Source organism: Rhodoferax sp., assembly GCF_028689295.1.
GTDB lineage: Bacteria > Pseudomonadota > Gammaproteobacteria > Burkholderiales > Burkholderiaceae_C > Rhodoferax.
On sequence record NZ_JAQTWL010000006.1, the window covers coordinates 111,735 to 130,797 of the forward strand.

Consider the following 19,063-nt stretch of genomic DNA (forward strand, 5'->3'; position numbering starts at 1 on the left):
GGCCGCTTATTGCACCAGCGACCAGTCGCCGTTCTTGATTTCAAGCAGGTTAAAGGCAGACAGATCAAGGCCCATGTGGTCGGTGGCCGACATGTTGACCACGCCGCCGGTCCCAATGAAGCCCTTGGTGGCCTCGATGGCGTCACGGACCTTGGCTTTGTCAGTGCCACCAGCGCGCTGGATGGCATCCACGGCCATCATCAGACCGTCATAAGCGTGGCCACCAAAAGTGGACACATCGGTTTTCCACTTTTCGTTGAATGCTTTTTTGTAGCCTGTGACCACCGGTTTTTGTGGGTCTTTGGCAGCCAATTTATCAGCAATCAACAGCGATGCGGCGGGCAGGCGGACACCTTCGGCGGCAACGCCGGCGAGTTTGATGAATTCTTCAGAAGCGACACCGTGCGACTGGTACAGCGGCAGCGTCATGCCAAGCTGCTTGTAGTTTTTTGTGACAATGGCTGGCCCCTGGCCCAGGCCAAAAACAAATACCGCCTGCACGCCGGCGGTGTTGCGGATTTTGGTCAATTGCGGGCTGGTGTCGGTGTCTTTGGGGCCGTAGGTTTCACTGGCCACCAGGGTAATGCCGTACTTTGCAGCCACGGCTTCGGTTTCCTTTTTGCCGGATTGGCCAAATCCGCTGGTCTCTGACAACAGGGCGACCTTGGTCAGGCCACGTTTCTTGAGGTCATCAAACACCTTTTCGGCCGCCATGCGGTCGGTATGCGGCGTCTTGAACACCCACTTTTTGACAGGCTCGATGATCACCACGGCACCGGCCAGCGAGATAAAGGGAATGTTGGCTTTTTCGACCAGCGACACCATCGACATGGTGGCACCGGTGGTGGTGCCACCCACAATCAGATCCACCTTGTCGTCGTCGATCAGGCGCTTGGCAAAGCCGTTGGCTTTGCCGGCGTCACTGCCGTCATCGTAGTGAATCAACTGCAATGGGCGGCCCAGAACGCCGCCTTTCTTGTTAATGTCTTCGACGTACATCTGCAGGGTCTTGATCTCCGGATCGCCCAGAAAGGCGGCCGGGCCGGTGATCGACAGGACCGAGCCAATCTTGATGGGCTCAGCGGCAAAAGAAGTCAGCGTGCCAAGCGCCAAAGCGGCACCAGCGAGCAGTTTTTTCATCGGGAATTTCATGGTTGCGTCTCCTTAGTAGTTAAAAAAATCAGTTCCATCTTCAAATCAGTTTGGGTCGCTCATCAAACAGGCGCCGCGCCTTGCCCGCCAGGGTGCGCGGTATCGAATCGAATTTCAGCACCGTGATCCGGGTGGATATGCCAATGTTGGTCTTGATGTGATGCTGCAACTCCTTGCCAATGGCAAGCTGCTCGGACGCTGTGAGTTTGTCCGATACGTCGCGCTGCAACTCGCAGCGCACTTCCACCTGGTCCAGGTGCCCGTCGCGGCTGAGCACAATCTGGTAATTGCCTGAGAGCCGCTTGTCGCGCATGATCTGCTCTTCAATTTGCGTCGGGAATACATTGACCCCGCGAATGATCAGCATGTCATCAGAGCGCCCGGTCAAGCGGTCGATGCGCCTGAAGCTGCGCGACGTGGGGGGCAGCAAGCGGGTCAGGTCGCGCGTGCGGTAGCGAATCACCGGCATGGCTTGTTTGGTCAGCGAGGTAAACACCAGCTCGCCCGGCTCGCCCTCGGGAACCACTTCACCGGTTTCCGGGTTGATGATTTCCGGGTAAAAGTGGTCTTCCCAGATGACCGGGCCGTCTTTTGACTCGATGCACTCGCAGGCCACACCCGGGCCGATCACTTCGGTCAGACCGTAAATGTCGATGGCATCGAGGCCGAGCTTTTTCTCGATCTCGGCGCGCATGCCCTCACCCCAAGGCTCGGCGCCAAAAAAGCCAAGGCGCAGGGAAATGTCCTGGGGCGCAATGCCAAGACGCTCAAACTCTTCGGCCAGCACCAGCGAATAGGACGGCGTGGCCATCAGGATGTCGGGTTTGAAATCCTGAATCAGCTGCACCTGCTTCTCGGTCTGCCCGCCCGACATGGGCACCACCATGCAGCCCATTTTTTCAGCGCCATAGTGGGCACCCAGCCCGCCGGTAAACAAACCGTAGCCATAGGCAATATGGCAAATGTCACCTGCGCGGCCGCCGCCGGCACGCATTGATCGCACCATCAGTTGCGCCCAGGTGTCAATGTCTTGCTGGGTGTAGCCGACCACAATGGGCTTGCCCGTGGTGCCGGAAGACGCATGCACCCGCACCACCTGGTTGCGCGGCACGGCAAACAGGCCAAACGGATAGTTGTCTCGCAAATCGAGTTTGGTTGTGAACGGAAATCTGGCCAGATCGGCCAGTGTTTTCAGGTCGTCCGGGTGCACGCCCTTGGCATCGCATTTGGCTTTGAAATGCGCCACATGGTCATAGGTGTGTCTGAGCGACCATTGGAGACGCTGCAGCTGCAATGCTGAAATTTCGTCGCGACTGGCGATCTCGATCGGATCAATATCGCTGGACATTGGCTGCTTGTCTGTCATATTGCGCTTTCCGCCTTATTGTGATGGGACCTGCGCGGCCTGCTCCAACTCAGCCATCACTTCCCCGTTGATACGGTAACTCTTGCCTCGAAACAAGGCCACGATTTTGCCACCACGCACCCGCACGGTCACGTCATAGACCCCGGTGCGACCAGATCTTGATCGCTCCACAGCCTCGGCTTCAAGCATATCGCCTTCTTTGGCGGGTGCCAAAAAGTCGATGTGGCACGCCGATGCCACGGTGTTGTGGTTGTAGCTGTTGCAGGCATAGGCAAAGGCCGTGTCAGCCAGCGTAAACATCAGGCCGCCATGGCAAATGTGATGGCCATTGACCATGTCTGCGCGCACCGGCATCGACACCAGCGCACTGCCTGCCGAGATGCTCTGCAGCGTCATGCCCAACGCCTGCACGGTCTGGTCGCGCTGCCACATGGCGGCAGCCACCGCTTCGGCAAGCTTCTGCGCATGGGGGTGTTGTTGTTTCATTAGATTTCTCGCTGTCAATCACATGCCCAGATAGGCCGCTCGCACCTGGTCATTGCGCACCAGCTCGTTGCCGCTACCGGTCAGGATCACACAGCCGGTCTCGAGCACATAGCCACGGTCGGAAATGTCAAGGGCGGCCAGGGCGTTTTGTTCAACCAGCAGAATCGTGATGCCCTGGCTTTTCAGCGTCTTGATCACAGCGAACACCTCTTGCACCAGCAGCGGAGCCAGGCCCATCGATGGTTCGTCGAGCAGCAGCAGGCGCGGGCGGCCCATCAAGGCACGGCCGATGGCCAGCATTTGCTGTTGCCCGCCCGACAAGGTGCCCGCCGGTTGGTGGCGTTTTTCCTTGAGGATCGGGAACATGGTGAATATCTTTTCCATGTCGCCCGCCACCTGGTGTCGGGGTTGCGTATAGGCGCCCAGACGCAGGTTGTCCTCGATCGACAAGGGGCCAAACACCTGGCGCCCTTCGGGGCTTTGGCAAATGCCGCGACGCATTCGCTTGTCCGGGCGCAGCCTGCTGATGTCTTCACCATCAAAAAAAATGCTGCCGGCACTCATGGGCTGTACACCCGAGAGCGTTCGCAATAAAGTGGTTTTACCAGCCCCGTTGGCGCCCACCAGCGCCACGGTTTCGCCGCGGCGCACTTCGATGCTGATGCCTTTGAGCGCCTTGATGCGGCCGTAGCAGGATTCCAGGCCCTGCACCCGAAGCAAAACTTCGGCCTGTGCCGGGCTTGCGCCGCCTGGCAAATGGCCTACACTTTTGCCGCCCAGTCCGAGAGATTCGGGTGCCACGCTGACGATGCGGTGGTACAGCTCACGAAACCCGGCCTGCGCGGCATCGCCAAATAGCGGGTGAACGGGATCATGAAAGGCGCGGTTGATTTCAACCCAATCCTCTTTCAGCAGGGTCTTGTGCGCCAGTGGCAGCAACTGTTTTTCTTCAGTCAGAATGTGCGACTTCAAATCGGCCGTGAAGTGGCGCAGTTGTGTGGCCAGTGCTGGCCCTGACATCTCCCCTGCCGCCACCGCTGCCATGGCGGCTCGCAAGGCCCGATGCCTGCTGCCGCTGTCCCGGTGATCCTGCTCCAGACGATCGAGCGTGGTGGCAACTTCAGGGCTGCGCAAGCGCAGATAGTGAAACAAAAAGCCATCTTCTTTCGGATAGTGCAAGCGCTCCTCGAACTGCACGATGTAGTCCAGCGCCGCGCTCAAAAAATTTGGGTCGAGCGCGACACCGGCTTCAAGTTCAACAGCCAATTGGTCCACCGTGGTGGCCATGCGCCACAGGCTGTTGTGGTCTTCGCTGATGATGCGCAGTGCGTCCATGGTGCTTGTCGTTCAGGCGTGCGCACCCAGATAGGCGGCAATCACGTCCGGGTTGTTGCGCACCTCGATGCAACTGCCCTCGGCCAGCTTTTTGCCATAGTCCAGCACCAATATGCGGTCTGATAGATTCATCACCATCTTCATGTCATGCTCCACCAGCACTACCGTGATACCCGAATCGGCCACCCTGCGCACCAGAGCATCCACGTCCTGGGTTTCCCTGGTATTGAGCCCGGCGGCGGGTTCGTCGAGAAAAATCAGGCGCGGCTTCATGGCCAGGGCGCGGGCAATTTCCAGGCGCTTGAGTGCGCCATAGGGCATGCTGTCGGCACGGGCTTGCAAGTAGTCCTGCAGGCCAACAAAGCGCATCAGTTCTGTCGCCTCTTGCCGCAGTTCATGGTCGCGCGTCCGGATGGATGGCCAGCGCAAGGCTGCCTTGAACAAATTGCGATCGAGCCGCAGATGCGCACCCACCATCACGTTCTCGATGGCGCTCATGTTCATGCAGATTTGCAGGTTTTGAAAGGTCCGGGCCACACCGCGCTGCGCCAGTTCGTTGGGCGTTTTTCCGCCGATGGATTCACCGTCGAGTTTGATCGTGCCGCTGGTCGGGGTGTAGATGCCGGTGATCAGGTTAAACAAGGTGGTTTTGCCTGCGCCATTGGGGCCAATGACGGCATAAACGATGCCTGCGTCAATGGCGAAACTCACATTTTGTACCGCCTTGACACCGCCAAAATGAATCGATAGCTGGTTCACTTCAAGCAGCGCCATGCCTATTCACCCCTCACGAACTTGGCCGCCAGGGTCGGCACCAAGCCTTTGGGCAGAAAGATCATGCACAGCATCAGGATGGTGCCAAACGCCACCGTTTCCCAACCCTCAAAAGACGTGAGTGTCTGCGGCAGGGCGGTCAGCAAAACGGCGCCCACCACCGAGCCATAGACTGACGCCATACCGCCAATCACCACCATGGTGACCAGTTCAAGGGAGTGAAAAAAATCTGCCAGATTAGGTGTCACAAAACCCACGTAATGGGCGGTGACGCTGCCCATGATGCTGGCAATCACAGCCGAGACCACAAAAATGGCGACTTTGTAGCGCACCACATCGACCCCAACCACCTGCGAGGCCACTTCAGAGCCATGCAAGGCCCGCAAGGCACGTCCAAACGGCGAATCGATCAGGTTCAGCGAAGCCCAGATGGCCAGCGACAACAACAAGGCAGTCAGCCAATACCAGAGCTTGTCGCCTGACAATTCATAACCCAGCAGCGCCATGGCTGGCACCGGCATACCGTCAGGGCCACCGGTCAGGCCCGCCTCATTGCGCACCACAATATTGATGATGATGCCCAATCCCAGCGTGGCCATGGCCAGGTAATGTCCCCTGAGCTTGAAAATGGGCCGCGCCAGCACGGCGGCCAGCAGCCCTGCGCCCACTGCGCCTGCCACCATGGCCAGCAGCGGATGCCAGCCAAAGTGCGTCGGCAACACTGCAGAAGCATAAGCGCCAATGCCCAAAAACCCTGCGTGCCCCAAACTGATCTGCCCGGCAAAACCGATCAGAAGATTCAGGCTCAGCACAATCACCGCGTTGATCGCCATGCGAATTGCCAGGTCCATGTAGAAACTGTTGGGCAGCACAAAAGGCAACACCAGCAGAACCGCCATGATGAGGTACAGACCGATAAAAGCTGGGTTGCGCATAGTCAGACCCGGTCGGTCAATTTGCCGCCAAACAAGCCACGTGGTTTGAAAAACAGCATCAACAAAATCAACACAAACGGAATCGCATCCTTGTAGGATGACGAGATGTAGCCAGCGCCCATGGCTTCCAGAATACCCACCAGCAATCCGCCCAGTACGGCGCCCAGTCCATTGCCCAAACCACCCACCACGGCTGCCACAAAACCCTTGAGCCCCAGCATCACACCCACATCGTACGAGGTCAGCGTGATCGGTGCGACCAGAATGCCACCCAAGGCTCCGAGCGCAGCAGAAAGCGCAAAGCTCATGAAGAGAACCCAGTTGGTGTTGATGCCCACCAACTCGGCTGCAAGGCGGTTATGCGATGTGGCCAGCATCGCCTTGCCATGCAGGGTTCGATTGAAAAAATACCATAAGCCAAGCACGACCAGCGCTGTCACCCCCAGCACCCAAAGGCTTTGCGGCATCAGCGTGGCACCCAGAATCTGCAGCGGTTCATCACCCGAAAACGCCGGCAGGCTGTGTGTCGCCTTGCCCAACCAGACCTGGATCAACCCCCGGATCACCAGGGAGGCGCCAATCGTGATGATGATCAGCGTCACCGACTCTGCGCCCTTGACGGGTTCAATCGCCAACTTTTCAAGCACCACGCCCACCAGGGCAGGCAATACTATCGCCAATAGCAAGGCGAATGGCAGTGGCAGTCCGGACTGGGAAAAATACACCGCCAACATGCCGCCCAGCATGATGAATTCTCCCTGAGCAAAGTTAATGACATTGCTGGCGTTGTAGATCAGCGTGAAACCCAATGCGGCCAGAGCATAAGTCGCCCCAACCGTGATGCCGGAGAACAGGAACTGTAGAAACTGGGCCAGCATGAGACGCCCAGCTATCCGGGAAATAATGAATGATTGATTGATTCCACGCTAAAACTTTGGCTTTAAGCGCTCGCATGATAAGCGTTTTAAGCTACAAATTCAGTACTGAAATCGGGGTTGTTTGATCTGGGTCATTCAAAACTGCCCATGGAACTTTCCCGGTTCAGCGCGCGTCTGGCAACTCGATCTTGACTTCCAGCACTTCCAGATTGTCCTGTCGCTCCAGGTTGACTTTGATATCGTCAGGATTGATCTTGATGTACTTGCTGATGACCGCAATCAATTCGCGTTGCAGGTCAGGCAGGTAATCCGGGGTGGCAGGACTGCGGCCATTGCGCTCATGCGCCAGGATGATCTGCAGGCGTTCCTTGGCAAGGCTGGCGGTTTTCTTTTTCTCGCCCAGAAAAAATGAGAAAAAAGACATGACGTCATTTCCCCCCGAACAGACGTTTCAACAAGCTTTGTTTGGGCGGCTCGGTAAAGCGCATGGGCTTGTCTTCACCCAGAAAACGGTCGATCACATCCTTGTAGGCTTCAGAGACGTCGCTGCCTTCCATGTGCACCGCCGGCACCCCCTGGTTGGAGGCCTGGAGCACCGCTTCGCTTTCGGGGATCACGCCAATGAGCTTGATGCGCAAAATGTCCTTGATGTCCTGCAAGGAGAGCATTTGACCTTGGTTCACCCGCGACGGGTTGTAGCGGGTGATCAGTAAATGCTCCTTGATGGGCTCCAGCCCTTCCATGGCGCGTTTAGTCTTGCTCGACAGCATGCCCAGAATGCGGTCAGAGTCGCGCACCGAGGAAACCTCGGGGTTGGTCACCACCAGGGCCTCGTCGGCAAAGTGCATGGCCATCAGTGCACCGGTCTCGATCCCGGCGGGCGAGTCACAGACGATGAACTCAAAATCCATGGCGGCCAGGTCAGCCAACACCTTTTCAACGCCAACCTGGGTCAGGGCATCTTTGTCGCGCGTTTGCGAGGCTGCCAGCACATAAAGGTTGTCGCACTGTTTGTCCTTGATAAGCGCCTGGTTCAGGTTGGCTTCGCCATGGATCACATTGATCAGGTCATACACCACGCGGCGTTCGCAGCCCATGATCAAGTCCAGGTTGCGCAGGCCAACATCGAAGTCGATGACGGCGGTCTTGTGGCCGCGCATGGCCAAGCCGGTCGAAAAACTGGCGCTGGTGGTGGTTTTACCCACCCCACCCTTGCCGGAAGTCACCACAATTATTTTTGCCATGTTGATGGGGTCTTTCAAAGAGAAAATTTAAGGGTTCAAGGCTTCGAAGATCAGCTTGTCCTGGCCGTCGAGACTCAGGCGCACCTGTGCCGGCCTGCCGTGGATATCTTTTGGGAGTGGATTTTCGCTGGTACGGTACACACCCGCAATGGAAATCAGTTCTGGCTCCAGACAGAGTGAAAAGATTCGCGCCTGGGTGTTGCCACTGGCGCCGGCCATGGCTTTGCCACGCAAGGGCGCATAGACGTGAATGTTGCCGTCTGCCACCACTTCTGCACCCATATTGACCATCGCCAACACCACCAGATCAGCGCCCCGCGCGTATATTTTCTGGCCAGAACGCAAAGGCTTGTCAATCACCAGGGTCGCAGGGCCAGGTACCTCGCGCACCACTTCCCGAACCACTTCGCGCACGGTTTCTGGGCCGGGCTTATCTGAGGTCTTTTTTGGATTGGCAGTCTTGCTGCGCGGCATTTCAGCTGGAGCTTCGATCAAACCGCAAGCCATGGCTGCAGTCGCTGTTGACGGCATGGCATTGCGAAAGGCAATCGGCTTGAGACAACAGTGATGCAAGGTTGACAGCAATGCCGGCAGCGACTGATCGATCCCCTGGAATTCACAATTCAAAAAGTCTATTACCAAAGCATCATCATCAAAAAAGTCCGGGCTCTGACTCGCCGGCCCAAACTGCGCGTAAAGGTCTTCAATGATATGTGCCAGGTCAGGTGTTTTGAGCAGCAATGCCACCAATGGCAACTGAGCGCTTTTGATTTCAAAGGTATGTGCCACGTGACATGAATAAAAAATGAAAAAAGCTAATGGTCTGAAATAAAGTTGATTGATGCTGCATAGTGGCAACGGGTAAATGTTACTTGATCAAGCTGCCAAAAACCATCGATGGATCAATTTTATTGACTCTATGCACAGGATTTTTACATTGATGCTGGAACTCTTGAAAACGGTTTGATTTTTGTCAGCTGTCATTAATTATCTTTATTCTTTTAAAGTAGTGGTAGTAGATAAGGACTTGCCAATGTCGTGGATAAGTCACTTTTGTTAATATAAATCAATGATTTGAACTATCTTCGTTAATGTGCACCGCCGCGCTTTTTATCTGTACCAGATTCTTGGGTAAGTATCCTGAAATTATATTTCTGTGGATAACTTGCTATTTAAAGTTTTATTATCCACAAACTTATACACTGATTGATGAGTAAAAAAAAGCCCGGAATTAACCGGGCTATATGGCTATGAGCCTTCTATCAGGGTTTGCCGGAAGCGCTCATTTTGAACTTGGCATCGGCAATTTCCGCCTTGATGGGGTCAATATCAGGAGAATTGACCGGCAAAACCGTCAAGGCAGTCTGCCAGTGACCAATCGCCTTGGCATAGTTGCCGCTCTGAAAAGCCGCTTGCCCCGCCATCATCAGCGCCATCGGGTGTTTGGGATCAATCGTCAGGGCTTTGTTGACCAGTTCAGCTGGCTTGCCTTGCAGATTCTTGGCGCGCATGGCCAAGGTGTCGGCGTATTGGGTCAATAAATCAGGGTCAGAGTCCAGCAGTGTGCCAGTCTTGGCATAGGCGTTGGCAGCTTCATCCAGACGCCCCTGCACCTTGTATGCCCGTGCCAGCCGTGCCCAGCCAGCCAGGTCATCCGGATTGTCTTTCAAGCGGGCAGCCAGCCGATCGACCATCTGGTTGATCATCTCTGGCGTCATGCCTGCAGCGGCATTTTCAGGTACCGGTGGCAACACGTTGCTCGCGCCCGCAGGCATTCCGGCTTTGCCACGGGCGTCGGCGATGTTGGCTTGAATTTGTTGTGTATCCGGCGAATCGGGCGGCAACAGGCCAAGCAATTTTTCCCAGCGCGTCACGGCATTGGGGAAATCGCCGCTTTGATAGGCGGCCACCCCCGCTATCATCAAGCCCATGGGATGTTCCGGGTTCAGCCGCAGCGCTTCCTCGACGATTTGCTGAGGCTTGCCGACGAAGGTGTTGCCCGCCATGATGCCCAGCAATTCGGCGTAATCGACCAGCATGTCCGGATTGGTCTTGATAAAGTCACCCGCTCGTTCAAACGCCTGTTTGGATTCTTCGAAACGCCCCACAACCTTATAAGAGCGCGCCATCATGGCCCAGCCTTGCGGATTGTCGGGATTGGCTTTCAGTTTGGCCGCCAGCGTGTCGATCATTTGCGTGACTTGCTGATCTTCCGCGTTGACGCTGGCCACCGGTGGGTTGATGGCTGCTGGTGCGCCCAATTGCAGGTAAATGCCCAATGCCAGCACCGGCAGACTCACGCCAATTGCCGCCGCCATGCGTGGTGGGGTCCAAAATCCAGGGGTTTGATCACCTGCTGCTGCTTCAAAGCTCTCGGTGTCGTCAAGCAGGCGAAGTTGCAACTCCTCGCGGGTGGTCTCGAAGTCCTGCTGGCTGATGACGCCGCGTGCCAAATCACCTTCAAGGGTCTGCAGTTGGTCGCGGTGGATGGCAGCGTTGAGTTTTTCGCTGGACGTACCGCTACCCTTTGGTTTGACAAGCAGCGGGCGAATCACCCAAGCTACAACCAGCAGCGTCAACAGCGCTGAAATACCTATAAAGACGTTCATTTGGAAGAATCAGTTTCTTGAAGAAGGGCTTGCGCTTTGGCGCGCTGGGCGGCGTTTAGCACCGGGGTGTCTTTTTGACTTTGATTGCGCCTGATGGCAGTCACCAGTAACCAGATGGCACCGATCAACAGCAGCAATGGCCCGAACCAGAGCAGCCAGGTCGTGGGTTTGACGGGCGGACGGTACAGCACGAAGTCACCATAACGGTTGACCAGATACTCCTTGATTTCGGCATCCGACTTGCCGGATTTGATCAGGGTTCGCACCTCACGGCGCAGATCGTTGGCAAGATCGGCGCGGGAGCCGGCCAGTGATTCGTTCTGGCAAACCAGGCAGCGCAACTCTTCGGCAATGGTAATCAGGCGCTGTTCCACCACCGGGTCTTCAGCCAATGGTGCCGCCTCTTCGGCGTGCGCACCGATGGCGCATTGCAGCGCCATAAAAAGAACGATCAGGAATTTCATGATTGCAGTTCCTTGATCAGCGGCACCAGTTTGTCGCGCAAGGCTTCTTCGGTGAACGGGCCAATCTGTTTGTAGCGGATGATGCCTGCCTTGTCGATCAGGAAGCTCTCTGGCACGCCATAGACACCGAAATCAATCCCGATACGCGCGTCCGCATCCACGATGGTGTGGGTGTACGGGTTGCCGAAGCGGGCCAGCCATTGCAGGCCATCAGCTTCCTTGTCTTTGTAGTCCAAGCCGACGATGACCAGCGGATTGGTTTTGACAAATTCAACCAGCAACGGGTGCTCCTGCCGACAGGCCACGCACCAGGAGGCCCAGGTGTTGAGCAGCCACACTTGGCCCAGCATGTCTTTGTTGGAGAATGTTTCTCCCGGCTTGCCAAGTACCGGCGCGGTGAATGCTGGTGCGGGTTTACCAATCAGGGGCGACGGAATTTCATGCGGGTCGCGCGTCAGTCCGATGGCCAAAAAGATCAGCAAGACAACAAAGATGCCTAACGGTATCAAACCCTTTTTCATGCGGCAGCGCCCTTCATGTCTGTCATATTCAATTTGGCAGCCACTTTTTTGCGGTAGCGTTTGTCCAAGGCCGCCATGGCGCCGCCGATGGCCATGAACAAGCAACCAAACCAGATCCAGGCGATGAATGGCTTGTAATAGACGCGCATGGCCCAGGCCGGCTTGCCCTCGCCTTCGAGCTTTTCTCCCAGTGACACATACACGTCACGCGTGAAAGTGGTGTCGATGGCGGCTTCGGTCATCGGCATGGTGGACGAAAAATAGGCGCGCTTTTCAGGGTAAAGCGTGCGCAGGACCTTGCCATCTTTGATCAATTCCACGTTGCCGCGATCGGCCTTGTAATTGGGGCCAGGTACTTCATTGATGCCCGTCAGCCGGAAGGTGTAACCGCCTACTTCGACGGTGTCGCCAATGGTCATGCGTACGTCCTTTTCGGTTTCGTAACCTTTGACCATGGTGATGCCGACCACGCACACCGCAATACCGATGTGCGCCACATGCATGCCCCAATAAGAAACAGGAGTGGACTTCCAGTTGACCGTGTCTTTGAGCTGGCGGTAAATCTGCACGGCCGAGGCCAGCACGATCCAGATCGCCAAGGTCAGGCCCATGGCGACCAGGGCCGACCATTCGCCAGCCAGCAGAGGCGCGGTACAACCCAGCAGCACTGAAACGATCGCAATGGGACGCAGTTTTCTGGTCAGATCAGCCACTGTGTCATTTTTCCAGCGGGCATAACTGCCAATCACCATGAACAGCAGCACCGGTGTCATGATGGGTGCAAAGACGGCGTTGAAGTAGGGCGGGCCCACCGACAGTTTGCCCAAATTCAGCGCATCAATGATCAGGGGGTAAAGCGTGCCCAGCAGAACCGCCGCCGCTGCTGTGGTTAGCAGCACGTTGTTGATCAGCAAAAAGGTTTCGCGTGAAATAAGCGAAAACGATCCACCGGAACGCACTTTGCCGGCACGGGCGGCAAACAAGATCAGCGAGCTGCCTACAACCACGGCCAGAAACAACAAAATGAAGACGCCGCGCTTGGGGTCGGTGGCAAAAGCATGGACCGACGTCAACACCCCCGAGCGCACCAGGAAGGTGCCGAGCAGGCTGAGCGAGAACGCAATCAGCGACAGCATGATGGTCCAACTTCTGAACAGGCCACGTTTTTCAGTGACCGCCAGCGAGTGCATCAGCGCGGTGCCGACCAGCCAGGGCAGGAAAGAAGCGTTTTCCACCGGATCCCAGAACCACCAGCCGCCCCAGCCCAATTCGTAGTAGGCCCACCAGGATCCCATGGCAATGCCGATGGTCAGGCAAATCCAGGCGGCTGTGGCCCAAGGGCGTGTCCAGCGTGCCCATGCCGCATCAAGCCGGCCGTTGAGCAGGGCTGCGATCGAGAAAGCAAACGGAATCGACATACCGACATAGCCCATGTAGAGCATCGGCGGGTGAAACACCAGGCCGGGATCTTGCAGCAGCGGGTTCAGGTCACGGCCGTCAACCGGGATTTCGACCAGGCGTGAAAAAGGGCTTGACGTGATCAGCATGAAAAGCAGAAAACCAACGGCGATCAGCGCCAGCACCCCCAGCACACGCGACACCATGGCATCGGGCAACTGGCGCGAAAAGAGCGATACCGCCATCATCCAGGTGCACAGCATCAGCAACCACAGCAAGAGCGAGCCTTCATGGCCGCCCCACACCGCGGCGATGCGGTAAATGTCCGGCAACTGGGTGTTGGAGTGCTGGGCCACGTACAGCACGGAGAAGTCATTGGTGTAAAAAGAGTAGGTCAGACACAGAAACGAAAAGCCAACCAATAGCCATAGCACCTGGGCACCAGGGCGCGCCAGCGCCATCCAGTCGGCTCTCCCCTGCTGACCGCCTGCCAGGCTGAGGGTACCGAATGCTGCAGCAACCAGCAAGGCAAGAATCAGTGCGAAATGTCCAAGTTCTGGAATCATGTTGGGTCTCGGTGCGTTAAAGGACGGGTGACTTGCTGGTGAAATGGAGCAGCATGAAGCGTTATTTCAGGGATTTGCCGGCTTTTTCGATTTCAGCCTGGTCCAGCGCATGCTGGGCTTCGGGTGGCATGTAGTTTTCATCATGTTTGGCCAGCACCTCGGAGGCGGTGAATTTTCCGTCAGCGTTGAGTTGACCTTGGGCGACAACGCCCTTGCCTTCGCGAAACAGATCCGGCAGGATGCCGGTGTAGGTTACGGGCACTTCCTTGATCGTGTCAGTGACGACGAAAGACACAGTCAGGTTGCTGCGCTGCACCGAGCCTTCTTTAACCATGCCGCCGATGCGAAAGGCGCGGTTGTGAGGCGCCTCACCGGCACCCACCTGGCTGGGGGTGAAGAAAAAGACCAGATTGCTTTGAAAGGCATTCAGGACAAAGTATGAGGCGATGCCGATGGCGGCCAGTGCGCCCACAATCATGGCGGTGCGTTTGTGACGAGGTTTCATGGTCATTGTGCGGTTGAATCGTTTTGAGAGTCGTTATCGTTCAAAAGGTTTCGCAAGATTTCGCGCCGGTGAGCGCGCACCTGCCAGATTTCGGCAATCACCACCAGGGCTGAAATGCCAAAACTGCCCCATACATAGAAGGCGTAACCTCCCATGTCCAGAAATTCTCCAACGCTATGCCACTGCATGTTTCACCCACTCCGTATGACGTTCCCGATCCAGAATAATGCTGCGCACCCGCACCAGCGCAATGGCGATGGTGTACATCCAAAAAGCAAAAACCATGATCAGCATCCCGGCCAGCATGGGCGTGGCCATGCTGGCCCCTTTCATGGACACCGACGCGCCTTGATGCAGGGTGTTCCACCATTTCACCGAAAAATAAATGATAGGCACATTGACCGCCCCCACCAGCGCCAGGATGGCGCAGGCCTTGTCGGCCCGGCGCGGATCGTCGATGGAGGCTTGCAGGGCCAGAAAGCCCAGATACAAAAACAGCAGGATCAATTCAGAGGTCAGCCGCGCATCCCAGACCCACCAGGCGCCCCACATCGGCTTGCCCCACAGCGCGCCGGTGACCAGCGACAAAAAAGCGAATAACGCGCCGGTTGGCGCCAGTGCCGAGGCCATCATGCCCGACAGGCGGGTGTTGAAGGCCAAGCCGAAGCCAGCCCAGCCCGCCATCACCAGGTAGATGAACATGGACATTTGCGAGGCCGGCACATGGACAAAAATAATGCGATACCCCTGACCCTGCTGGGCATCGACGGGCGCCACAAAAAACGAAATCCACAAGCCGACCAGCGTCAGCAGCGCGGCCAGAGTGGCAAACCAAGGCCACATTTTTCCGGCCAAATAATAAAAGTTCTGCGGAGAAGAGAACTTGAACCAATGAATCACACGTGTTTTCATTCCAGGGAAATCCTCAAAGCGGCTGCCGTAGCCAGGGGAGAGAAAAAGAGCGAGAGTACCAACAGGGCCGCCATCAGTGACAAATGGCCACCAATGCCCATGCCGGCTGCATCAGCTTCAACCGCACCCGCACCAAAAATAAGAACCGGAATATACAGCGGCAAGATCAATAGCGACAGCAAAACCCCTGCACCCCGTACGCCCAAGGTCAAGGCGGCGCCAATACTGCCAATCAGGCTCAGGGTGGGCGTGCCCAGCAGCAGCGACAGCATCAAGATACCCAGAGCCCGGGTGTCCAGGCCAAACTGCAATCCCAACACCGGCGCCATCAGCACCAGGGGCAGCCCCGCCAACAAGAAATGGGCCAGCGCTTTGGCCAGCACCAGCAAGGCCAGCGGGGTGGTGGACAGCGCCATCTGTTCCAGCGAGCCGTCGGCGTAGTCGGTGGCGAACATGCGCTGTAGCGACAGCATCGCGGCCAGCAGCGCGCTGACCCACAAGACGCCCGGCGCCATGCGCAACAGCAAGGCAGTTTCCGGTCCGACGCCGAGCGGAAACAGGCTGGCAATCACCACAAAAAACACCAGCGGCGTCAGCACCTCGCCCTTTTGGCGAAACCCCAAGGCAATTTCGCGCCTGAGCACGGCCAGCAGCACCCGGCCCAATCCAACAGGTTTGACGAGCGTACTCATTGCGCCTGCAACTCCAGCATTTGTGGCGGCAGGTTGCCAATGTTCACACGCTGGTGGCTGGTCAGCACCGCCAGTCCACCAGTTGCCAGGTGATCGGCAATCAGATCGGCCAGCAGGTTGATGCCGCCTTCGTCCATGGCCACATAAGGCTCATCCAGCACCCACAGCCTGGCCGGGCTCAACACCAGCCGTGACAAGGCCACGCGCCGCTTTTGCCCTTGTGACAAATGGCGCACCAGTTGCCTGCCTCGACCGCGCAGGCCGAAACGCGACAGGACCTCCTGGGTTTGCGCCCGGTCAGGGGCAATGCCTCCCAGGGCCGTGATAAAAGCCAGGTTCTCATCGACCGTCATGGATTCCTGCAGGGCATTCAAGTGGCCCAGGTAACACAGGTCCTGGCGGTAGGCTTCGCGCTGTGCATGAATGGGCGTGCCATTCCACAAAATGTCACCGGCTTCAATAGGGGCCAGGCCGCACACCATGCGCAACAGGCTGGTTTTGCCGACGCCGTTGGCGCCGGCCACATACAGCCAGTGCCCAGGGGTCAGCTCGCAGTCCACGTTCTTGAATAGCTGGCGCCCGCCCTTGATGCAGCCAAGTTTGGTGAAAGACAGTGATGGGATGATATTCAAAGGCAGAGCTGTCGCAGAAACAAAACCGGCTGATTTTACGGTACGCCGCGTTGACTAGAGTGATGCGGGATCAGCGCGTCATCACGACTTTTTGGTACAGCCCGCCGAAATAGGTCTGCTTTTCAAGCGCCAGGCTCTTGCAGTCTGACGGCAGCCAATCGGCAATTTGACCGTTCCACAAGTCCATGGCAAAGGGTTCCAGGGTGGTCAGGATCGGCACCATGACATATCGAAACGGGTTGCTGGCTTTGGGCTTGTGGTAATCCACAAACACAATCTTGCCACCGGGTTTGGTCACGCGCAAGGCCTCGGCAATCGTTTTGCGCCGCACCTCGGCGGGTTGTTCATGGAGCAGGAAAAACACCACCACGGTGTCATGGCTGGCATCGGCAAAATGCAGGGCTGATGAATCCTGCTGCAACACCGTGACCTGTTTTTGCTGGCCCAGTTTGGCGTGCAGGTTGGTGATTTGCACCGGCGCCACGTCAATCACATTCAAGTGCCCCTGCGGCCCCAGTCGGCGCACCAGGTGTTCGGTGAAATTGCCATAGACGCAAGCCACTTGCAGCACGTCGCCGTTGATGACATCGCCCATTTCCTGTAGCGCCAGATCGCGCAACCGGGAAAAGTTGCCCCACAAAATCAGATTGACCAGCCATTGGCGCTCAAACACGCGCACTGCATTCGGGTGCGTGTAGGCCCACCAGTAGGTGGATTCCAGATAGTGCGGCACGGTCACGGGTGTGATGGCGCAAGGCGCTGACGCGGCAAGGATGGCTTTGCCGTGTTCGGTGCTGGCTTTGTTCAAAATCATATGCATTCAAGAAGATGACGGGCACCCATGGAAGACCATGCGTGCCGGGGAAGTGATGAAATGACGGGCCTGATGCTAACTGAAATGAAAAGACTGTTCACGAGACAGTTTGTACATGCATTTGGGGTAAACCCCGATTCACTAACTGCCCACCTGTTGACATATATCAAAAAAAGGGGCGTGAAGGGTATTTCGATGGGAGTAGCATCGGGACTTGGTACATTAGCTCTTCTTTAACCATTTAACTTTCATAGAGGATTCACATGAGCAACACTAAAATTTCCTATCTTTTGCACGCTTTGATGGCCGCTGGTTTGGCTTGCGGCGCAATGGCTGCACAAGCTGCTCCTGACGCGGCGGCCGCCGAAGCTGCGATCAAGGACAACAAGTGCTCCAAGTGCCATTCGGTTGACAAAGATAAAACCGGCCCTTCCTATAAAAAGGTCGCGGAAAAATACAAAGGCAAGGCTGATGCCGAAGCCAAGCTGGTCACCCACCTGACCACCGGTCCCAAGGTCAAGGTGGACGGTGAAGAAGAAAATCACGTCAAAACCAAAGGTGATGACGCCGCCATCAAGAATCTGGCGCAATACATTTTGTCGCGTTAAGCGAGCAGGACAGGCCCATCAAGATGTCTGAAGTCGTCAAAAAAATGCGCCAGCACTGGAAGCTGGTACTGGGTTCATTGGTCGCACTTTTCCTCTTCTCAGTTTCCGTGGGAATCGCGGGCGCTTATGTTTTGGCATTCACCAGTACAGAAGAGTTTTGCGTGGGCTGTCATGAAATGTCCTATAACCTGGACGAGTACAAGGGCACCATCCATGACACCAACCGCACCGGTGTGCGGGCGATTTGTACCAACTGTCATGTGCCCCATGAGCCGGGGCCTTTGGTGTTTGCCAAGATCAAGGCCACCAAGGACGTTTTCTACACCTACATCGCGCCTTCCATTGATACCAAGGAAAAGTTCGAGGCCAAACGTGCGCATATGGCACAAAAGGTGTGGCTGGAAATGAAAGCCAATGACTCTCATAACTGCCGTAGTTGCCATCGGGCGGACAAGATGAGTGTGGACTTGCAGTCTGCCAGTGCCCAGAAGCGTCATGCCAAAGGCAAGGCTGAAGGAAAAACCTGTATTGAATGCCATTTTGGTATTGCCCACAACGAACCAGAGGGTCCAAGCCCGACGGAGTTGTTCAATACGATGGCTGTCAAGTAAGATGAATTCTTTTAACCCGAGGAGCAGACGATGATGAAATTGAAATTATTGGCCATTCTGGCTGGTGCGGTGGTGGCTTTGCCCGCCGTGGCTGCCGATGTGACCTATCGCAATGACATTGCGCCTATGTTCAAGAAATTGTGCGCAGACTGTCACTTTGCTGAAAACAATGCTCCCTCGATGGCAGAGTTCAAACTGGACGAAGACAAGTACAAAAAGCAACTCAAGGTGGGTCCGCGTGTCGATACCTATGAACATCTTTTGCAACTGGTGGACGGCAAGTCCACAGGTGCGTTGATGCGTCGTCTGGATGATGGCACGAACCCCTACGCCAAGGGTAAGGCTGGCAACATGTACAAGTACTTGGGTGAGACCGATGCTGAACGCGCTGCCAACCTGAAGCTTGTCAAGGCTTGGGTTGTGGGTGAAGGCAAGGCATGGAATCTGAATGGTGTTGGCCAACGTGGCGATATGCCTCCGGTTACGCTGGAGCAATTGCGCCAAGTTCAAACCAAGTATTGATTCAAGCGTTCCTTTGAATGCAAAAGCCGCTGTGACCCA

The 19,063-nt window shown here is 56.3% G+C and carries 23 protein-coding genes and 1 pseudogene; 3 read left to right on the top strand and 21 right to left on the bottom strand.

Annotation, left to right across the window (positions count from 1 at the left end; all coding sequences use genetic code 11):
- Nucleotides 1-6: 6 nt before the first annotated feature.
- The 21 genes and pseudogenes from PHF15_RS07480 to rquA form a co-directional block, all read right to left on the bottom strand.
- The gene (locus tag PHF15_RS07480) at nucleotides 7-1,140 is read right to left on the bottom strand and encodes an ABC transporter substrate-binding protein (protein WP_366520589.1); all 1,134 of its coding nucleotides are present in this window, start codon (nucleotides 1,138-1,140) and stop codon (nucleotides 7-9) included.
- A 52-nt stretch (nucleotides 1,141-1,192) separates the two neighbouring features.
- Nucleotides 1,193-2,518 carry a phenylacetate--CoA ligase PaaK gene (paaK, locus tag PHF15_RS07485; RefSeq protein ID WP_300120084.1) on the bottom strand — a complete coding sequence of 442 codons (1,326 nt, stop codon included), beginning with the start codon at nucleotides 2,516-2,518 and terminating at the stop codon, nucleotides 1,193-1,195.
- A 15-nt stretch (nucleotides 2,519-2,533) separates the two neighbouring features.
- The gene (gene paaI / locus PHF15_RS07490; RefSeq protein ID WP_300120085.1) at nucleotides 2,534-3,004 is read right to left on the bottom strand and encodes a hydroxyphenylacetyl-CoA thioesterase PaaI; all 471 of its coding nucleotides are present in this window, start codon (nucleotides 3,002-3,004) and stop codon (nucleotides 2,534-2,536) included.
- A gap of 18 nt (nucleotides 3,005-3,022) precedes the next feature.
- The gene (locus tag PHF15_RS07495; protein WP_300120149.1) at nucleotides 3,023-3,724 is read right to left on the bottom strand and encodes an ABC transporter ATP-binding protein; all 702 of its coding nucleotides are present in this window, start codon (nucleotides 3,722-3,724) and stop codon (nucleotides 3,023-3,025) included.
- A 216-nt stretch (nucleotides 3,725-3,940) separates the two neighbouring features.
- Nucleotides 3,941-4,339 (bottom strand): annotated as a pseudogene (locus PHF15_RS07500) (hemerythrin domain-containing protein); the annotation flags it as partial.
- A gap of 12 nt (nucleotides 4,340-4,351) precedes the next feature.
- A complete protein-coding gene (locus PHF15_RS07505; RefSeq protein ID WP_300120086.1) occupies nucleotides 4,352-5,113 on the bottom strand; it encodes an ABC transporter ATP-binding protein in 762 nt (253 codons plus the stop codon).
- Nucleotides 5,114-5,115: 2 nt separating this feature from the next.
- Nucleotides 5,116-6,048: a branched-chain amino acid ABC transporter permease gene (locus tag PHF15_RS07510; protein WP_300120087.1), complete on the bottom strand. Its 933-nt coding sequence runs from the start codon at nucleotides 6,046-6,048 to the stop codon at nucleotides 5,116-5,118.
- Nucleotides 6,049-6,050: 2 nt separating this feature from the next.
- Nucleotides 6,051-6,923, bottom strand: a complete 873-nt coding sequence (locus tag PHF15_RS07515; RefSeq protein ID WP_366520590.1) for a branched-chain amino acid ABC transporter permease — start codon at nucleotides 6,921-6,923, stop codon at nucleotides 6,051-6,053.
- A gap of 166 nt (nucleotides 6,924-7,089) precedes the next feature.
- Entirely contained in the window at nucleotides 7,090-7,350 is a 261-nt protein-coding gene (gene minE, locus PHF15_RS07520; RefSeq protein ID WP_296163054.1) for a cell division topological specificity factor MinE, read from the bottom strand.
- A gap of 4 nt (nucleotides 7,351-7,354) precedes the next feature.
- Nucleotides 7,355-8,170, bottom strand: a complete 816-nt coding sequence (gene minD, locus PHF15_RS07525; protein WP_300120090.1) for a septum site-determining protein MinD — start codon at nucleotides 8,168-8,170, stop codon at nucleotides 7,355-7,357.
- A 27-nt stretch (nucleotides 8,171-8,197) separates the two neighbouring features.
- Nucleotides 8,198-8,959 (bottom strand): septum site-determining protein MinC, encoded by a 762-nt coding sequence (gene minC, locus PHF15_RS07530; RefSeq protein ID WP_300120091.1) that lies wholly within the window; start codon nucleotides 8,957-8,959, stop codon nucleotides 8,198-8,200.
- Between the two features lie 473 nt (nucleotides 8,960-9,432).
- Nucleotides 9,433-10,779: a c-type cytochrome biogenesis protein CcmI gene (ccmI, locus tag PHF15_RS07535; protein ID WP_300120092.1), complete on the bottom strand. Its 1,347-nt coding sequence runs from the start codon at nucleotides 10,777-10,779 to the stop codon at nucleotides 9,433-9,435.
- On the bottom strand, nucleotides 10,776-11,243 hold the full coding sequence (locus PHF15_RS07540; protein ID WP_300120093.1) for a cytochrome c-type biogenesis protein: 468 nt from the start codon (nucleotides 11,241-11,243) through the stop codon (nucleotides 10,776-10,778). The genes ccmI and PHF15_RS07540 overlap by 4 nt, the downstream gene beginning before the upstream one ends.
- On the bottom strand, nucleotides 11,240-11,764 hold the full coding sequence (locus tag PHF15_RS07545) for a DsbE family thiol:disulfide interchange protein (protein ID WP_300120094.1): 525 nt from the start codon (nucleotides 11,762-11,764) through the stop codon (nucleotides 11,240-11,242). The genes PHF15_RS07540 and PHF15_RS07545 overlap by 4 nt, the downstream gene beginning before the upstream one ends.
- On the bottom strand, nucleotides 11,761-13,728 hold the full coding sequence (locus PHF15_RS07550) for a heme lyase CcmF/NrfE family subunit (RefSeq protein ID WP_300120095.1): 1,968 nt from the start codon (nucleotides 13,726-13,728) through the stop codon (nucleotides 11,761-11,763). The genes PHF15_RS07545 and PHF15_RS07550 overlap by 4 nt, the downstream gene beginning before the upstream one ends.
- 61 nt (nucleotides 13,729-13,789) lie before the next feature.
- Nucleotides 13,790-14,233, bottom strand: a complete 444-nt coding sequence (ccmE, locus tag PHF15_RS07555) for a cytochrome c maturation protein CcmE (RefSeq protein ID WP_300120096.1) — start codon at nucleotides 14,231-14,233, stop codon at nucleotides 13,790-13,792.
- A gap of 2 nt (nucleotides 14,234-14,235) precedes the next feature.
- Entirely contained in the window at nucleotides 14,236-14,421 is a 186-nt protein-coding gene (gene ccmD / locus PHF15_RS07560) for a heme exporter protein CcmD (protein WP_300120097.1), read from the bottom strand.
- Nucleotides 14,408-15,145 (bottom strand): heme ABC transporter permease CcmC, encoded by a 738-nt coding sequence (gene ccmC / locus PHF15_RS07565; protein WP_300120098.1) that lies wholly within the window; start codon nucleotides 15,143-15,145, stop codon nucleotides 14,408-14,410. The genes ccmD and ccmC overlap by 14 nt, the downstream gene beginning before the upstream one ends.
- A complete protein-coding gene (gene ccmB / locus PHF15_RS07570) occupies nucleotides 15,142-15,837 on the bottom strand; it encodes a heme exporter protein CcmB (protein ID WP_300120099.1) in 696 nt (231 codons plus the stop codon). Before ccmB ends, ccmC begins: the two co-directional genes overlap by 4 nt.
- Complete coding sequence (gene ccmA / locus PHF15_RS07575; RefSeq protein ID WP_300120101.1) at nucleotides 15,834-16,469, bottom strand: cytochrome c biogenesis heme-transporting ATPase CcmA; 636 nt, start codon at nucleotides 16,467-16,469, stop codon at nucleotides 15,834-15,836. Before ccmA ends, ccmB begins: the two co-directional genes overlap by 4 nt.
- Nucleotides 16,470-16,539: 70 nt before the next feature.
- Entirely contained in the window at nucleotides 16,540-17,283 is a 744-nt protein-coding gene (gene rquA, locus PHF15_RS07580; protein ID WP_300120102.1) for a rhodoquinone biosynthesis methyltransferase RquA, read from the bottom strand.
- A 263-nt stretch (nucleotides 17,284-17,546) separates the two neighbouring features.
- Between rquA and PHF15_RS07585 the strand changes: the two genes are divergently transcribed.
- Genes PHF15_RS07585 through PHF15_RS07595 form a run of 3 tightly spaced genes read left to right on the top strand, consistent with a single transcriptional unit; the run spans nucleotide 17,547 to nucleotide 19,024 of the window.
- The gene (locus PHF15_RS07585) at nucleotides 17,547-17,891 is read left to right on the top strand and encodes a c-type cytochrome (protein WP_300120103.1); all 345 of its coding nucleotides are present in this window, start codon (nucleotides 17,547-17,549) and stop codon (nucleotides 17,889-17,891) included.
- Nucleotides 17,892-17,914: 23 nt separating this feature from the next.
- Nucleotides 17,915-18,502 (top strand): NapC/NirT family cytochrome c, encoded by a 588-nt coding sequence (locus PHF15_RS07590; RefSeq protein ID WP_300120105.1) that lies wholly within the window; start codon nucleotides 17,915-17,917, stop codon nucleotides 18,500-18,502.
- 48 nt (nucleotides 18,503-18,550) lie between these two features.
- Entirely contained in the window at nucleotides 18,551-19,024 is a 474-nt protein-coding gene (locus PHF15_RS07595) for a cytochrome C (RefSeq protein ID WP_300120106.1), read from the top strand.
- The last annotated feature ends 39 nt before the right edge of the window (nucleotides 19,025-19,063 follow it).

Coding starts and splice junctions, on each gene's coding strand:
- PHF15_RS07480 (WP_366520589.1), bottom strand. CDS start 1,140: ATGAAAAAACTGCTCGCTGGTGCCGCTTTGGCGCTTGGCACGCTGACT.
- PHF15_RS07545 (WP_300120094.1), bottom strand. CDS start 11,764: ATGAAAAAGGGTTTGATACCGTTAGGCATCTTTGTTGTCTTGCTGATC.
- minD (WP_300120090.1), bottom strand. CDS start 8,170: ATGGCAAAAATAATTGTGGTGACTTCCGGCAAGGGTGGGGTGGGTAAA.
- PHF15_RS07550 (WP_300120095.1), bottom strand. CDS start 13,728: ATGATTCCAGAACTTGGACATTTCGCACTGATTCTTGCCTTGCTGGTT.
- PHF15_RS07540 (WP_300120093.1), bottom strand. CDS start 11,243: ATGAAATTCCTGATCGTTCTTTTTATGGCGCTGCAATGCGCCATCGGT.
- PHF15_RS07505 (WP_300120086.1), bottom strand. CDS start 5,113: ATGGCGCTGCTTGAAGTGAACCAGCTATCGATTCATTTTGGCGGTGTC.
- ccmD (WP_300120097.1), bottom strand. CDS start 14,421: ATGCAGTGGCATAGCGTTGGAGAATTTCTGGACATGGGAGGTTACGCC.
- minE (WP_296163054.1), bottom strand. CDS start 7,350: ATGTCTTTTTTCTCATTTTTTCTGGGCGAGAAAAAGAAAACCGCCAGC.
- PHF15_RS07585 (WP_300120103.1), top strand. CDS start 17,547: ATGAGCAACACTAAAATTTCCTATCTTTTGCACGCTTTGATGGCCGCT.
- paaI (WP_300120085.1), bottom strand. CDS start 3,004: ATGAAACAACAACACCCCCATGCGCAGAAGCTTGCCGAAGCGGTGGCT.
- PHF15_RS07590 (WP_300120105.1), top strand. CDS start 17,915: ATGTCTGAAGTCGTCAAAAAAATGCGCCAGCACTGGAAGCTGGTACTG.
- ccmI (WP_300120092.1), bottom strand. CDS start 10,779: ATGAACGTCTTTATAGGTATTTCAGCGCTGTTGACGCTGCTGGTTGTA.
- ccmE (WP_300120096.1), bottom strand. CDS start 14,233: ATGAAACCTCGTCACAAACGCACCGCCATGATTGTGGGCGCACTGGCC.
- ccmB (WP_300120099.1), bottom strand. CDS start 15,837: ATGAGTACGCTCGTCAAACCTGTTGGATTGGGCCGGGTGCTGCTGGCC.
- ccmC (WP_300120098.1), bottom strand. CDS start 15,145: ATGAAAACACGTGTGATTCATTGGTTCAAGTTCTCTTCTCCGCAGAAC.
- PHF15_RS07510 (WP_300120087.1), bottom strand. CDS start 6,048: ATGCGCAACCCAGCTTTTATCGGTCTGTACCTCATCATGGCGGTTCTG.
- rquA (WP_300120102.1), bottom strand. CDS start 17,283: ATGATTTTGAACAAAGCCAGCACCGAACACGGCAAAGCCATCCTTGCC.
- paaK (WP_300120084.1), bottom strand. CDS start 2,518: ATGACAGACAAGCAGCCAATGTCCAGCGATATTGATCCGATCGAGATC.